General features: G+C 64.8%; 15 protein-coding genes and 2 tRNA genes. 3 read left to right on the forward strand and 14 right to left on the reverse strand.

All coding sequences use genetic code 11. The features are described from left to right. Positions 1 to 2: 2 nt before the first annotated feature. Both GGR36_RS18015 and GGR36_RS18020 read right to left on the reverse strand, forming a co-directional pair. Entirely contained in the window at positions 3 to 239 is a 237-nt protein-coding gene (locus GGR36_RS18015; protein WP_183636159.1) for a hypothetical protein, read from the reverse strand. Between the two features lie 48 nt (positions 240 to 287). Continuing rightward, positions 288 to 1,013 (reverse strand): YebC/PmpR family DNA-binding transcriptional regulator, encoded by a 726-nt coding sequence (locus GGR36_RS18020; protein ID WP_183636160.1) that lies wholly within the window; start codon positions 1,011 to 1,013, stop codon positions 288 to 290. Positions 1,014 to 1,170: 157 nt separating this feature from the next. Here GGR36_RS18020 and GGR36_RS18025 point away from each other — a divergent pair, with 157 nt between their 5' ends. The 3 genes from GGR36_RS18025 (at position 1,171) to GGR36_RS18035 (ending at position 4,934) form a co-directional block, all read left to right on the forward strand. Continuing rightward, positions 1,171 to 2,721 carry a helicase HerA-like domain-containing protein gene (locus GGR36_RS18025; RefSeq protein ID WP_183636161.1) on the forward strand — a complete coding sequence of 517 codons (1,551 nt, stop codon included), beginning with the start codon at positions 1,171 to 1,173 and terminating at the stop codon, positions 2,719 to 2,721. Positions 2,722 to 2,846: 125 nt separating this feature from the next. Beyond that, positions 2,847 to 3,422, forward strand: coding sequence for a hypothetical protein (locus GGR36_RS18030; protein WP_183636162.1), 576 nt, complete (start codon positions 2,847 to 2,849; stop codon positions 3,420 to 3,422). Between the two features lie 9 nt (positions 3,423 to 3,431). Then, positions 3,432 to 4,934 carry a sensor histidine kinase gene (locus GGR36_RS18035; RefSeq protein ID WP_183636163.1) on the forward strand — a complete coding sequence of 501 codons (1,503 nt, stop codon included), beginning with the start codon at positions 3,432 to 3,434 and terminating at the stop codon, positions 4,932 to 4,934. 116 nt (positions 4,935 to 5,050) lie between these two features. On the opposite strand, the gene GGR36_RS18040 is transcribed toward GGR36_RS18035, so the two are convergent. The 12 genes from GGR36_RS18040 to GGR36_RS18095 form a co-directional block, all read right to left on the reverse strand. Beyond that, positions 5,051 to 5,126: transfer RNA gene (locus tag GGR36_RS18040), tRNA-Lys, on the reverse strand. 29 nt (positions 5,127 to 5,155) lie between these two features. Further along, a tRNA-Lys gene (locus GGR36_RS18045) sits at positions 5,156 to 5,231 on the reverse strand. A gap of 52 nt (positions 5,232 to 5,283) precedes the next feature. Then, the gene (queC, locus tag GGR36_RS18050; RefSeq protein WP_183636164.1) at positions 5,284 to 5,964 is read right to left on the reverse strand and encodes a 7-cyano-7-deazaguanine synthase QueC; all 681 of its coding nucleotides are present in this window, start codon (positions 5,962 to 5,964) and stop codon (positions 5,284 to 5,286) included. 26 nt (positions 5,965 to 5,990) lie between these two features. Beyond that, the gene (gene queE / locus GGR36_RS18055) at positions 5,991 to 6,659 is read right to left on the reverse strand and encodes a 7-carboxy-7-deazaguanine synthase QueE (RefSeq protein ID WP_183636165.1); all 669 of its coding nucleotides are present in this window, start codon (positions 6,657 to 6,659) and stop codon (positions 5,991 to 5,993) included. Further along, complete coding sequence (gene ybgF / locus GGR36_RS18060) at positions 6,656 to 7,393, reverse strand: tol-pal system protein YbgF (protein ID WP_183636166.1); 738 nt, start codon at positions 7,391 to 7,393, stop codon at positions 6,656 to 6,658. The genes queE and ybgF overlap by 4 nt, the downstream gene beginning before the upstream one ends. Before the next feature lie 2 nt (positions 7,394 to 7,395). Beyond that, positions 7,396 to 7,911, reverse strand: coding sequence for a peptidoglycan-associated lipoprotein Pal (gene pal, locus GGR36_RS18065; protein ID WP_183636167.1), 516 nt, complete (start codon positions 7,909 to 7,911; stop codon positions 7,396 to 7,398). Positions 7,912 to 7,955: 44 nt separating this feature from the next. After that, positions 7,956 to 9,233 (reverse strand): Tol-Pal system beta propeller repeat protein TolB, encoded by a 1,278-nt coding sequence (tolB, locus tag GGR36_RS18070; protein ID WP_183636168.1) that lies wholly within the window; start codon positions 9,231 to 9,233, stop codon positions 7,956 to 7,958. 36 nt (positions 9,234 to 9,269) lie between these two features. Beyond that, positions 9,270 to 10,085, reverse strand: coding sequence for an energy transducer TonB (locus GGR36_RS18075; RefSeq protein WP_183636169.1), 816 nt, complete (start codon positions 10,083 to 10,085; stop codon positions 9,270 to 9,272). 12 nt (positions 10,086 to 10,097) lie between these two features. Then, positions 10,098 to 10,517: an ExbD/TolR family protein gene (locus tag GGR36_RS18080; RefSeq protein WP_183636171.1), complete on the reverse strand. Its 420-nt coding sequence runs from the start codon at positions 10,515 to 10,517 to the stop codon at positions 10,098 to 10,100. Between the two features lie 82 nt (positions 10,518 to 10,599). After that, positions 10,600 to 11,277, reverse strand: coding sequence for a protein TolQ (gene tolQ / locus GGR36_RS18085; RefSeq protein ID WP_183636173.1), 678 nt, complete (start codon positions 11,275 to 11,277; stop codon positions 10,600 to 10,602). Next, complete coding sequence (gene ybgC / locus GGR36_RS18090) at positions 11,274 to 11,717, reverse strand: tol-pal system-associated acyl-CoA thioesterase (RefSeq protein ID WP_183636175.1); 444 nt, start codon at positions 11,715 to 11,717, stop codon at positions 11,274 to 11,276. Before ybgC ends, tolQ begins: the two co-directional genes overlap by 4 nt. Positions 11,718 to 11,781: 64 nt before the next feature. Next, positions 11,782 to 13,035: a DUF6445 family protein gene (locus tag GGR36_RS18095; RefSeq protein WP_207064496.1), complete on the reverse strand. Its 1,254-nt coding sequence runs from the start codon at positions 13,033 to 13,035 to the stop codon at positions 11,782 to 11,784. Positions 13,036 to 13,105 lie beyond the last annotated feature (70 nt).

A 13,105-nucleotide genomic window follows, 5' to 3' on the forward strand; every position in this document is an offset into this window, starting at 1 on the left:
GCTCAGGAGGCGCGACGCTGGTTGGCGATACGGCGCGCGACGCCGACGATCAAATGCGCCTCGGCAGCATCGAGATTCGGCATGTGGTCGCGCAAGGTGCGGTAGGCGAGCATGTCCGGTGGGTGCCCGGCCCACTGGTTGGCGGGCTCGAAGAAGGGCGCGATCAGTAGGAAGGCCGCATCGACCTTGGCGCGCATGGCGTCGTCGCGTCGGCGATCGGGTGTCGGTGCTGCGGTCATGCGGCCTCCACGTGCGGCTGGCGCCCTGTGGGCGCCAGCCTGCAGGGCTTACTCGTCGATTGCGGCGGAGGTGTAGACCTCCTGCACGTCGTCCAGCGAATCGAGGGCGTCGAGCAGCTTCTGCATGCGCTCGCCTTCGTCGCCGGCGAGCACGGTTTCGTTGAGCGCCTTCATCGTCACTTCGCCGAATTCCGGCTTGAAACCGGCGGCTTCGAGGGCTTCCTTCACCGCGGAGAATTCCCACGGGCCGGTGACCACTTCAATCGAGCCATCATCATTCGTGACGACGTCTTCGGCGCCGGCTTCAAGCGCGGCATCCATCAACGCGTCTTCGCTGGTGCCCGGCGCGAACAGCAGGGTGCCGCAGTGCTTGAACTGGAACGCCACGCAGCCGTCGGTGCCCATGTTGCCGCCGTACTTCGAGAAGGCATGGCGCACGTCCGCCACGGTGCGAACCTTGTTGTCGGTGAGGCAATCGACCATCACCGCCGCACCGCCGATGCCGTAGCCCTCGTAGCGGCATTCCTCGTAGGTCACGCCTTCAAGCTGGCCGGTGCCGCGCTTGATCGCGTTCTCGATGTTGTCCTTGGGCATCGACTCGGCTTTGGCCTTGTCGACCGCCAGCCGCAAGCGCGGGTTGGCCGTCATGTCGCCGCCGCCCATCTTGGCCGCGACGGTGATTTCCTTGATGAGTTTGGTGAACACCTTGCCCCGCTTGGCGTCCTGACGACCCTTGCGGTGCTGGATGTTGGCCCATTTCGAATGACCCGCCATGTTCCGGATTCCGAGTAATTGGAAAACCGTGAATTCTACACCGCGCCTCGCGGGCGGGCGTTCGCGGCCCTTGCGCCATGTCAGCAAGACTGCCGGGGCTGCTGCCCGCTCGTGCTACGCTGCCGTCCGATTTCACCGCCGCTTCCGGAGTGCAACCATGACCGAACCTCTCGTCATCGCCCGCGTCGACCAGCAGGACATCGCACTGCTCCCGCAGCTCGCCAACCGCCACGGCCTGATCACCGGCGCGACGGGCACCGGCAAGACCGTCACCCTCCAGAAAATGGCGGAGTCGCTGTCGCATATCGGGGTGCCGGTATTCATGGCCGACGTGAAGGGCGATCTTTCCGGTCTTGGGGCTGCCGGCAGCGAAACGGCAAAGCTCAAGGCGCGGGCGGAGCAGCTCGGTGTCGATCTGCCGGCCTTCGAAGCGTGCCCCACGGTGTTCTGGGATGTGTTCGGCGCAGCGGGGCACCCGGTGCGCGCAACGATTTCGGACATGGGGCCCTTGCTGCTTGCGCGCCTGCTCAACCTGAACGACACGCAGGCCGGCGTGCTGCAACTGGTCTTCAAGATCGCTGACGACAACGGCCTGCTGCTGCTGGACCTGAAAGACCTGCGCGCCATGGTTCAGCATGTTGGCGACAACGCCAAACAGTTCACTACCGAGTACGGCAATGTCTCGGCTGCGTCGATCGGGGCGATCCAGCGCGGGCTGCTGGCGATCGAGCAGGAGGGCGCGGACAAGTTCTTCGGCGAGCCGATGCTCGACATCGCCGACCTGATGCAGACCGATCAAAAGGGGCATGGTGTCATCAACATCCTCGCCGCCGACAAGCTTTATGGCTCGCCGCGGCTGTATTCCACTTTCCTGCTGTGGATGCTGGCCGAGCTGTTCGAGCATCTGCCCGAAGTTGGCGACCTCGACAAACCGAAGCTGGTGTTCTTCTTCGACGAAGCGCATCTGTTGTTCAACGAGGCGCCACCTGCGCTGCTGGAGAAGATCGAACAGGTCGTTCGCCTGATCCGTTCCAAGGGCGTCGGCGTGTACTTCGTGACGCAGAACCCGCTCGATATTCCGGACACCGTCCTTGGCCAGCTTGGCAACCGGGTCCAGCACGCGCTGCGCGCCTTTACGCCGCGCGACCAGAAGGCGGTGCAGACGGCCGCGCAAACCCTGCGCGCCAATCCCAAATTCGATGCGGCGACGGCAATCACCGAACTGGGGGTGGGGGAAGCGCTGGTGTCCTTCCTCGACGACAAGGGGCGACCGGCGATGGTCGAGCGCGCCTTCATCACCCCGCCCGGCACCCGCATCGGGCCGCTGACCGCGGACGAGCGTGCGGCAGTGATCAAGGATTCTGTGCTCTACGGCCACTACGAAGAAGTGCTCGATCGCGAGTCCGCTTACGAGCGACTGCGGGGCGCCGCGACGGCGAAGGATGCCGGCGTAGCGGCCGGGTCGGCGCCGGCTGCCTCCGGATCGGGCGCGGCGATTCCGCAGGGCGCGCCGTCCGGCGGCATCCTCGGTGGCGCGTTGGGCGACATCCTGTTCGGCACGACCGGCCCGCGCGGGGCCAAGCACGACGGCCTCGTCCAGACTGCCGCCAAGAGCATCGCGCGCACAGTGGGCAGCGAAGTCGGGCGCGAGATCATTCGTGGCGTGCTCGGATCGATTCTCGGCGGTGGCAGCAAGCGCCGTCGTTGACCCGTTCGACCGACTCCGGGGCTTCGGGGTTTGCGCAGAAAGTCCTGAAGTCGGCGCAAGAAATGCCGTAGCTTCATCCTGAAGCGGGTTGCTGCAGGCAATCACGCACGCTTGGGGAGCGACGAATGACCGACAGCAACGAGCACGGCGCCTACAGGGGGACGCGCGCGCATCGTCCCGACCTGGACTGGAGTCAGGTCCGGGAAACGGTGTTGATGCTGGAACTGGCTGCGGGCCAGATCATGGCGGCGCTGCGTGACAGCGACAATTCGGTCGATTCGCTGGCGGAAACCTTCACCGGCATGGCGGGCTACGTTCGCAGCCTGGCGGACATCGCGGGGCAATTGCCTGACTCTCAGGAGCTGGCTGGCGCCAAGCAGATGCTCGGATATGTGTCCGAACAGGTTGGCACCATGGTCAATCAGGCGGTGGTCGCGTTCCAGTTCTACGACAAGCTGACGCAGCGCCTCTCGCATGTGGTGAATGGCCTGAGCGAGGTCAGCGGCATCATCGACGACAAGCGGCGACTCTACGTGCCCGACGAATGGGCGGCCCTGCAGGAACGTATCCGCAGCAAGTTCTCGACCGCGGAAGAGCGTTCGCTGTGCGAGGCAGTGCTGGCCGGGATGCCGGTTGAAGAGGCGCTGGAGAATTACCTGGCGTCGCTCAAGCGGGCCAGCAACGAGATCGAACTCTTCTGAGTGCAGGCCATGGATAGCGGATCGCTGTCGCCTGCCCGGTTGGCGGGGATCATTGCTGTGACCGATCCAGCGGTGCTTTGTCTGGAAGACACCGGGGACTGCCGCGCATCGCCCGGCCTGATGCACGCGCTTGGCCATCCCCGAGAGTGGCGGGTCTTTGATGCCGCCCGCCTGTCGGATCTTGTTCATTCCGATGACGTGTTCGATCTGCACACGGCGCTGGGCGCTGCGCGTGCGGTCTCCGATCACCCGCCAAGGCTGACGCTGAGGCTCAATCATCGAAACGGCGACTGGCGTCGCTTCGAAGCGCGCATGCATGCTGCGGACGACATGGTGATCGTCGCGCTGGAGGACCTGACGACCTTGCGTCAGGTGGAAGCCGCCCTGCTCGACAGTCAGATGCGCTTGCACGGGCTCTACGATGCGGCGCCGGTCGCGATCATCCAGTGGACCCGCGAAGGGCGCATCGCAGAACTCAACCGCGCGGCCGAACTCATGCTGGCCGCGTCGCGTGGCGATCTGGCACGGCTCAAGCTGGTGCCGACGCTGATCCACGCCGAAGCCCATGCACGCTTTGCCGAGGCGATTACACAGGCGCTCAGTGAAAATCGGACGACGCAATTGACCTGCCGCACGCTCCGAGCCGACGGCCAGGAATTGATTTGCGACTGGTACTCCATGCCGGTACGCACGCCCAAGGGGGGCTTGAGTGGGGTGATGTCGGTGGTGATCGACGCGACCGACCGTATCCGTTCGGTGGAATCGCTTCGTGCTGCGCAATCATTGTCCGAGCAGATGAGCCAGGCCAAAACGGTCCTGATGGCCATGCTGAGCCACGAGTTGCGCACGCCGCTCAACGCAATCCTCGGTTTGTCCGAGTTGCTCATCGAGGTGCCGCTCGATGAGGACACGCGCCGCGAACATCTGGGGGATATTGCGGCGGGCGGGCGGCGCCTGCTGGCCATTACCAACGCGATCCTTGCCTATACCGAGGCTGACAGCGCGCCGCGCGATGCGGCGATCGAACACTTCTGCGCGGCCGATGCACTCGAACTCTTATTGGAGACGTTCGCCGTGAATGCCCGTCGAAAGGGCCTTGATCTGGACGTCCGCCTTGAGGGGTGCGGCGCAGTCGAGGTGTGCGCGGATCGACGAAGCATTGAACGGATTCTCGCTGCGGTACTCGACAATGCGATCAAATTCACCGAGCACGGTCGGATCGAATTCAGTGCGCGCATCGTTGGCGATGCCGCAGGCCAATTGACGTTGATCTGCGAAGTGAGTGATACCGGCTGCGGAATCCCGCAAGCTTTCCTCGTACGCGACCTCTTCGTCCCCTTTCGCCAGGCGGAGAGTGTCAAGGTGCGCGCACACGAAGGCGTGGGCCTGGGGCTGGCGCTCGCGAAGAAGCTGGCGGACCGCCTGGGTGCTGAACTCGCGGTATCCAGCACCGAGGGTGAGGGAACGCGGGTCAGTCTGGTGTGCCCGGTCCAGAAGCCGGCGCCAGCCTGAGGGAGGACTTCATTCTCCGCGCTTGCGGCACCTTCGCCGCCCGCCCCGTCGAGACGGATGGCTGTGCACGCGGAAAAACAAAAGCCCGGAGCAAGTCCGGGCTTTTGTTTCGAATTTGGTAGGGGCAGTAGGGATCGAACCTACGACAAACGGATTAAGAGTCCGCTGCTCTACCAGCTGAGCTATACCCCCAATTTCATCTGATCCGCCGACCCATCCGCTGGTGGGTCGGGCGAGACTCGAACTCGCGACCAACGGATTAAAAGTCCGCTGCTCTACCGACTGAGCTACCGACCCGGCGAAACAGAGCTAAGCATTATAGTATCGGGACGGCGCCCCGTCAACGTCATTAGACTTGGTAGCGCGTCGGGTCGGTGACCGCAGCGGCCGCAAAGCCCTCCCGCCGCAGCCGGCAGGCGTCGCAGCGCCCGCATGCACGGCCGCAGTCGTCGGCCTGGTAGCAGGACACCGTCAGGCCGTAATCGACGCCCAGCGCGATCCCGCGCTGAATGATCTGCCCCTTGCTCAGATCGATCAGCGGAGCGTGAATCTTCATCTGGGCGCCTTCGACTGCAGCCTTGGTCGCGAGATTGGCAACGGCCTCGAAGGCGGCGATGAATGCGGGACGGCAGTCCGGGTAGCCGGAGTAGTCGACCGCATTCACGCCGACGTAGATGTCGCGTGCGCCGAGCACTTCGGCCCAGCCGAGTGCGAGCGATAACATCACCGTGTTGCGCGCCGGCACGTAGGTCACCGGTATGCCGGGCTCGATGCCGCCGGTGGGTACCGCAATCGCCGCATCGGTCAGCGCAGAGCCGCCAAACTGACCAAGGTCGACGACCGCGGTGCGATGTTCTCTGGCGCCGAGCGCTTGCGCGACGCGCGTTGCGGCGTCGAGCTCGGCAGCGTGCCGTTGTCCGTACGAGACCGAGAGCGCGTAAGGGGTGAATCCTTCCGAGCGTGCGATTGCCAGGCAGGTGGCGGAGTCCAGACCGCCGGAGAGCAGGACGACGGCGCGTCGTTCAGACATGGGTGTTCCTTTTCGTAAACCGGGATTCAGCGGCCGGGCTGATTGCCCCAGATGACCTTGTGCAGCTGGACTTGCATGCGTACCGGCAACTGGTCACGCAGGATCCACTCGGCGAGGCGGTCCGGCGACAGCGTGCCCTGGACCGGGGACATCAGGACGGTGCAGCGGTCGGCGAGCGCGTGCTGCGCGATCTGGTCGCGCGCCCACAGGTAATCGGCTTCGTCGGCCAGTACGAGTTTTACCTCGTCATGGGCGCTCAGGTGCGCGAGGTTGGTCCACAGATTCTTGGCGAGCTCGCCGGAGCCTGGCGCCTTCAAATCCATGATCTTCGATACGCGTGGATCGACCTGGCTCACATCCAGCGCGCCGGATGTCTCCAGCGACACTGAATAGCCGGCGTCGCACAGCGCGGTCAGCAGTGTCAGGCAGGCCTTCTGCGCGAGCGGTTCGCCGCCGGTGACGCAGACGGTCTTCGTTCCGTGTCGGGCCACTTCGCTCAGGACCGCCTCGAGCGTGTGCCACTCCCCGCCCGTGAACGAATAGGTCGTGTCGCACCAACTGCAGCGGAGCGGGCAGCCTGTCAGGCGGATGAAAACGGTGGGCAGGCCGACGCGGGTCGACTCGCCCTGCAGGGAATGAAAAATCTCGGTCAGGCGCAAACGGATTGCGCCGACCGGTGCCTCAGCGACGCTCACTTCTTGCTCAGTCGCTGTTTGGCAGTCTGCGCCGCAGGGCTCGACGGATAGCGAGAGACGATCTTTTCAAGCGAAGCGCGTGCTGCTTTCTTGTCGCCCAGTTCGGTCTGGCAGTTCGACAGGCCGAGCAGTGCATCGGGCGCGCGCGCGTCATCCGGCCAGCCCTCCGCCGTCTTCGCGTAGTACTTGGCGGCGTCGGCCACCTCACGCTGCTGGTACAGCGCGGAGGCCGCCCAGAAGTTGGCGCTCGGCAGGAAGCTGCTCTTCGGATACGCCTTGGTGAAGGCGATGAACCCGGCTGCGGCTTCCTTGTTCTTGCCGGCCTTGACGAGGTTCAGCGCGGCCTCGTAATCGTGCGTTTCGTTTGCAGGGTCTGCCGCCGGGGCTGCCGGGGCGCTGGCCGCTGCGTCAGGTGCGACGGCTGCGGTCTCGAACTTGCGCAGGCGCGTGTCCAGATCGACATAGAAGTCGCGCTGGCGTTTCTGCGCCTGGTCAAGATCGTTGGTCAGCACCTCGATCTGGCCCCGCAGCTTGGCAATGTCCTGCTTGAGGGCTTCGATCTGGTTGGCGAGTTCGATCTGGCCGCGCGCTGAGGCCTCCAGCTTCTGCAGGCGGTTTTCGTGATCGGTGCGCAAGGTTTCGATCTGCTTGCGCGCGACGTCATCATCAAACAGCCCTGCGCGGGCCGGAAGCACCGCGCAGGACAGCAGCAGCAAGGCAACTGCGCGCCGCATCGTTATTCGCCCGGGTACTTGATGTCAGCGCGGCGGTTCTCGGCCCACGCTTCTTCGTTGTGGCCCTGAGCGCGCGGGTTTTCCTTACCGATCGACACGGCCTCGAGCTGGCTTTCCTTCGCGCCGAGCAGGCTCATCGCCTTCTTCACCGCTTCCGAACGCTTCTGGCCGAGAGCCAGGTTGTACTCACGCGAGCCGCGTTCGTCGGTGTTGCCCTGGATCATGACCTTCAGTTCCGGGTGCGACACGAGGAACTTGGCGTGCGCTTCAACCAGCGGCTGATAGATCACGCGGATGTCGTACTTGTCGTAGTCGAAGTAGACGCTGCGGTGCGACAGGATGTTGTTCGGGTCCTTGAGCGCGGCCAGCGGGTCAACGACCGGCGGCTGAGCCGGCGCGGTCTGCGCGGCCGGCGGGGTCGGCTTGGCGGGTTCAACGACCGGCGCGGTCTGGGTCGGTGCGGTGCTGCAAGCGCCGAGGGCAACTGCGATCAGGGAGGGGAGAAGCAGTTTACGCATGTTAGGAAGCTCCTGTGTCATTCAAAAAATAGTGCCCATGCCACTCATTTTGGCAGCGGGCCCCAGGCGGGTTCGCGGACATCGCCCGAGAATCCCGAGAGACGCTGCTTGACGCGCCCGTCGGCGGAAACCGCCGACAGTACGCCGCGCCCGCCGACCTCGGTGGCATAGAGGATCAGACGGCCATTTGGCGCGAAACTTGGCGACTCGTCCTTGTCCGAGTCGGTAATGATCTGGACCTGTTGCGACGCGAGGTCCATCAGTGCGATGCGGAAACGCCCTTCGGTGCGGGTCAGGAAGGCCAGCGTCTTGCCGTCGGGCGACACACGCGGCGTGACGTTGTAGTTGCCTTCGAAGGTGACCCGCTGCGCTTCGCCGCCATTGGCGGGGATGCGATAGACCTGCGGCGAACCGCCTCGATCCGACGTGAAATACAGGAACTGGCCGTCCGGCGAATAGAACGGCTCGGTATCGATGCCCGACGACTGGGTCAGCCGGCGCAGCCCGCTGCCGTCCGAGCGCAGTTCGTAGATCTGCGACTGCCCGTCCTTGGTCAGCACCACGGCGAGCCTGCTGCCGTCCGGCGCCCAGGCCGGCGCTGAGTTGGACCCCTTGAAGTTGGCGAGCACCGTACGCTGGCGCGTTGCCAGCGTGTGGATGTAGATCACCGGCTTCTTGGTCTGGAAGGACACATAGGCGAGGCGCGCGCCGTCCGGCGACCAGGCTGGCGAGATGATCGGCTCGTCGGACACCAGCGCCGCGCTGGCGTTCTGGCCATCGGCGTCCGCGATCTGCAATTGGTACTGGCGACCATTCTTCACCACATACGCGATGCGCGTTGAAAAAACGCCCGGCTCGCCCAGCAGCTTTTCATACACCCAGTCGGCGATGCGGTGCGCCGCGTAGCGGTACTGCTCGGTAAGGATGGTCAGTTCGAGTCCGCCGAGGTCGGTGGACTTGTTGGTATCAAAGAGGCGGAAGCGCACTGCGAAGCGGCCGTCGGCGAGGCGCGTGGCACTGCCTGCCACGAACGCATCGGCACCGCGGTATTTCCAGTTGGCGAAATCGATCTTGGCGTTCTCGGCGACGGGTTGCGGGCCGGTTTCGACGATGCGGAACAGGCCGCAGCGCTCCAGATCGGCCCGAATTACATCGGAGATCGGGCGTGGCAGCAGGTTTTCGCCATCGAAGGCCGCAATCGCGATCGGAAACTGCCGCGCGCCGGCGCCGGTGATCTCGATCCGTAACTGGGCTTGGGCCGGAACGGCCGCCAGGCCAGCGCAAAGGACGCTGGTGTGCAGGAAGTCGCGTCGGGTGAGCATCGCGGGATTATAAGTCATTGTTGGCGCTAAGGTTCTCTACTGCTGCAAGGGGCGGACAGCCAGTTCCAGTCGGCGTTCGAACAAATCGCCTTTTTCCGGCAGCGGCAGCGGGCTGGATTTGCGAATTGCACGCTCGATGGCGGCGTCCAGCGTGCTGCTGCCGGAACTGGCCTTGAGTCGCACATCCATCACTTCACCCGTCGGAAGTTGCTCGACGATGAATACGCCTTCCGGGTTGCCGCTCAGTCCGGGTGGCACCACGATGTTGCCGCGTACCTTGACGCGGATCTTGTTGATCCAGTCGTCGCGCGCACGGTCGGACTTCGCGCCGGCCAACCGTGCCATCTCTTCCTTCAGCGCCCGATCGTTGGCGGCCTTCGCCGCGTCGCGCGCGGCTTTGGCCTGCACCGCCTTGGTCTCCGCTTCAGCCGCTGCACGCAGATCGGGTTGCGGCGGGCGGGTGTCGGGCTTCTTCTCGGGCTTGGGCTCGGGTTTCGGTTCCGGCTTGGGCTCGGGTTTCTTTGGCGGTTTCTTCTCGGGCTTCGGGGTCGGCAATGCGATGTCCGGTTTTGCGACGGGCGCAGGCGGCTCGGGTTCGACCTTGGGAATGGGTTTCGGTTCGGGCTTTGGCTCGACCCTCGGCGGCGGGGGCGGCGGCGGCGGCGCCTCGGCCGCCACGCTCGGCGTCTGCGCGCGCACCAGCGCAACGTCGAACGATTCCGGCGCCTTGCGTTGCCAGTTCACGCTCGATACGAGTATCAACGCCAGTACGCCATGCACCAGCGCGGCGAGCACGGCCGAGAGCCATTTGCCGGGCTCTTCTGGTGTCTGCAGCGCGGGGTTGAATTCCATCGAAGCGGAGCCTCAGCGCTTGCCTTGCTGTACCAGCAGGCCAACCTTCTGCACATGGTTCTTCTGCAGCAGGTCCATCAGGTTGATCACCGCTTCGTACTTCACCCGCTTGTCGGCGGCGATCAGCACCGGCTGCTCCAGGTTCCGCGCCTGGGCCTCCTGCAGCAGGTCGACCAGTTCGTTCTCGCTGACTTCCTTGGCCTGGGCGCCCTTGCGTGCGCGATCGAGCACCGATAGCTGCAGATTCTCGTCGAGATGCACTTCGATCGGCTGTGCCGGCGGTTGCGGGGCCTTGCCGACCGAGGGCAGGTTCACGTTGCCGGTGGTCATCATCGGCGTCGCGACCATGAAGATGATGAGCAGCACCAGCATCACGTCGATGTAGGGCACGACGTTGATCTGGTTCATCAGGCGGCGCGGGCGGCGGCTCATGTGGCGGCTCCCGGCCGGGCCGTCGCGGGCGCGGTGCGCGCGCCGCGGGACGACTGCGGGTGAATGCGGGCGTGAGGGGCCATCATTTCAACTGACGTTGCAGGATGTTCGAGAACTCTTCCTGAAAGCTCTCGAAACGCGTGGCGAGGCGGTCGATGTCGTAGGCAAAGCGGTTGTAGGCCACTACCGCCGGGATCGCCGCGAACAGGCCGATCGCGGTGGCGACCAGTGCTTCGGCGATGCCGGGTGCGACTTGCGAGAGCGTGGCCGAGCCGACGTCGCCGAGGCCCTTGAAGGCGTGCATGATGCCCCACACGGTTCCGAAGAGGCCGACGTAGGGACTTACCGAACCTGCCGAGGCGAGAAAGGCGGTGTGTGCTTCGAGGTCGTCGAGCTCGCGCTGGTAGGTGGCGCGCATCGCACGGCGTGCGCCGTCGATGATGTCCGACGCATCGAGATTGTTCTGGCCGCGCAGCTTGGCGAATTCGCGGTAGCCGGCTTCGAAGATACGGCCCAGCGGCCCGACGCCGTCGCGGTCTGCGGCGACGTTGCGGTACATCGCGCCAAGGTCGCCGCCGCTCCAGAACTCGCGCTCGAAGTCGATGGTGCGCGCGCGTGCGGCTCGGATCGCGAGGCCCTTGCGGAAGATCCAGTACCACGAAGCGAGCGAGACCACGACCAGCAACAGCAGCACCAGCTGGACGACGACGCTGGCGTGCGCGATCAGCGAGAGGATGGAGAGATCGTCATTTCCGGTCATCGATGGGATTCCGAATGGGTTTCATGGTGGGACGTCATCAGCGCGCGGATGTCAGGCGGCACCGATGCTGGCTTGCGCTTGTTCCAGTCGACGCAAACGACGCCGACACGGCAGTCGAACAGGCGTTCGCTGCCGCGCATCACCGACTGCGCGAAGACGAGCCTTGATCGCCCGATCTCCGCGACCGAGGTTTCAACCGTGAGCGCATCGTCGAGCACGCCGCTTTTCAGGTATTCCGCTTCCACCGTACGGACAACGAACACCAGGCTGCGTTCCTCGCGCAGCGTCTGCTGCTCGAAGCCGAGCGCGCGCAGCCATTCGGTGCGGGCGCGTTCGCAGAACTTCAGGTAGTTGGCGTAGTAAACGACCCCGGCCGCATCCGTGTCTTCGTAATACACACGAACCGGGAAGCGATGTGACGGTGGCTGATGTCGATGCATCGCACAATTTTACACCGTCCCTGCTGGACGCCCTGTAACAGCGCGTTACCTCAGGCTTGTCCGTTCAGGCCAATTCAAAGAAGAACAGCTGAACCAGGCGCCCGTCCTGCGGGGTCGTGCCGAATACATTCGACAGCGAATGGAAGAAATGGCCACGGTAGAGCACGATACGGTTGTTCCGCATCGGCAGTTCGATCGTCGGTTCCCAGTCTTCACGCGCGGCGGCAAGCTCGTTGAAAGCACGCTCGGTCTGATTGGGGAGCCAGCGTTCCTGGAAGGCCTTGAACGAGGGAAAGCCAGCCGCGCGCACCGCTTCGTCGGGCATGCGGCGATCCCAGCCGGTGGTGCGATGGCGCCAGAATATCGTGCCGCCCTGTTCCTGGCCGGGCGGGTTGAGGTAGAGCACCGCGGCAAAGCGGTCCCAATTCTCGCCGTCCTCGTTGTCGACATGGATATCGGTACGTGCGGTCGACCCCTCGTAAGACAGCCTGTAGGCGCCGCAATCGGGCGAAATCCATTTGATGCGTCGTCCGAGCGCCGAGGCGATCACGGACATCACTTCCTGCGGATCGTTGCCGCGCGTCTGCTCACCCGGGAAGTTCTGGCCGGCGTAGGCGAGCGGACGGAACGCCTGCTCCAGCGCATGCACCCGGTAGCCGAGCGGATGCCGCAGCACGTCGTCGATGATCGTGAGGCCTGTCGCCGCGACGAAGGCGTCGCGCGCCTCGCGCGTCTGCATCCCTGCATGCCGCGCAGCGCTGGCCGGCAGCGGAACGACGCAGGGCGTGCACGCCGGGTCGGGGTCGGCAAAGCCGATCCGCCGCTGCTCGAGCACCGACGGAGCCAGGGCAATCGCGCGATTGTGCGCATCCACCGCTTCTTCCAGCCGGTTTTCAAAGTAGTAATGGCGCGAGAGTTCGTCCCAGCCTTCAGCGGACTGTGGGACGGCCGCTACGACCGCACGCCAGTGCGTGATGGCTGAAGTGCGATCGCCACACCGTTCCGCCAGCAGTGCCGCACGGCGGTTTGCGTCGACGTTTTCGGGTTCCAGCGTGGCGGCATGCGAGAGCGCCACGTAGCCGTCGCGCTCGCGTCCGATGTCGCAGAGCGCCTGGCCGAGGTTGAAGTGAGCCGATGGATCGTCGGGCAGCAATTCCGCAGCGCGCCGCATCATCGCCAGACCCGGCTCGCGCAGGCCCATCTGGAAGAGGGCAAGGCCCTGATACTTGCTCGCCGCATGCAGATCCGGCGCGCCGCGTAATGCCGTCTGATACGCCTGCACGGCTTCGGGCAGGCGACCGACGCGATGCAGTGCCATGCCCTGTGCCAGCCATTGTCTGGGGTCGTGATTGGGGGAGCGCATCGCGGCATTTTAGTCGCGCGGCCCC

The sequence above is a fragment of the Niveibacterium umoris genome, assembly GCF_014197015.1.
Taxonomy (GTDB): Bacteria; Pseudomonadota; Gammaproteobacteria; order Burkholderiales; family Rhodocyclaceae; genus Niveibacterium; species Niveibacterium umoris.

Coding starts and splice junctions, on each gene's coding strand:
- GGR36_RS18015 (WP_183636159.1), bottom strand. CDS start 239: ATGACCGCAGCACCGACACCCGATCGCCGACGCGACGACGCCATGCGC.
- GGR36_RS18020 (WP_183636160.1), bottom strand. CDS start 1,013: ATGGCGGGTCATTCGAAATGGGCCAACATCCAGCACCGCAAGGGTCGT.
- GGR36_RS18025 (WP_183636161.1), top strand. CDS start 1,171: ATGACCGAACCTCTCGTCATCGCCCGCGTCGACCAGCAGGACATCGCA.
- GGR36_RS18030 (WP_183636162.1), top strand. CDS start 2,847: ATGACCGACAGCAACGAGCACGGCGCCTACAGGGGGACGCGCGCGCAT.
- GGR36_RS18035 (WP_183636163.1), top strand. CDS start 3,432: ATGGATAGCGGATCGCTGTCGCCTGCCCGGTTGGCGGGGATCATTGCT.
- queC (WP_183636164.1), bottom strand. CDS start 5,964: ATGTCTGAACGACGCGCCGTCGTCCTGCTCTCCGGCGGTCTGGACTCC.
- ybgF (WP_183636166.1), bottom strand. CDS start 7,393: ATGCGGCGCGCAGTTGCCTTGCTGCTGCTGTCCTGCGCGGTGCTTCCG.
- pal (WP_183636167.1), bottom strand. CDS start 7,911: ATGCGTAAACTGCTTCTCCCCTCCCTGATCGCAGTTGCCCTCGGCGCT.
- tolB (WP_183636168.1), bottom strand. CDS start 9,233: ATGCTCACCCGACGCGACTTCCTGCACACCAGCGTCCTTTGCGCTGGC.
- GGR36_RS18075 (WP_183636169.1), bottom strand. CDS start 10,085: ATGGAATTCAACCCCGCGCTGCAGACACCAGAAGAGCCCGGCAAATGG.
- GGR36_RS18080 (WP_183636171.1), bottom strand. CDS start 10,517: ATGAGCCGCCGCCCGCGCCGCCTGATGAACCAGATCAACGTCGTGCCC.
- tolQ (WP_183636173.1), bottom strand. CDS start 11,277: ATGACCGGAAATGACGATCTCTCCATCCTCTCGCTGATCGCGCACGCC.
- ybgC (WP_183636175.1), bottom strand. CDS start 11,717: ATGCATCGACATCAGCCACCGTCACATCGCTTCCCGGTTCGTGTGTAT.
- GGR36_RS18095 (WP_207064496.1), bottom strand. CDS start 13,035: ATGGCACTGCATCGCGTCGGTCGCCTGCCCGAAGCCGTGCAGGCGTAT.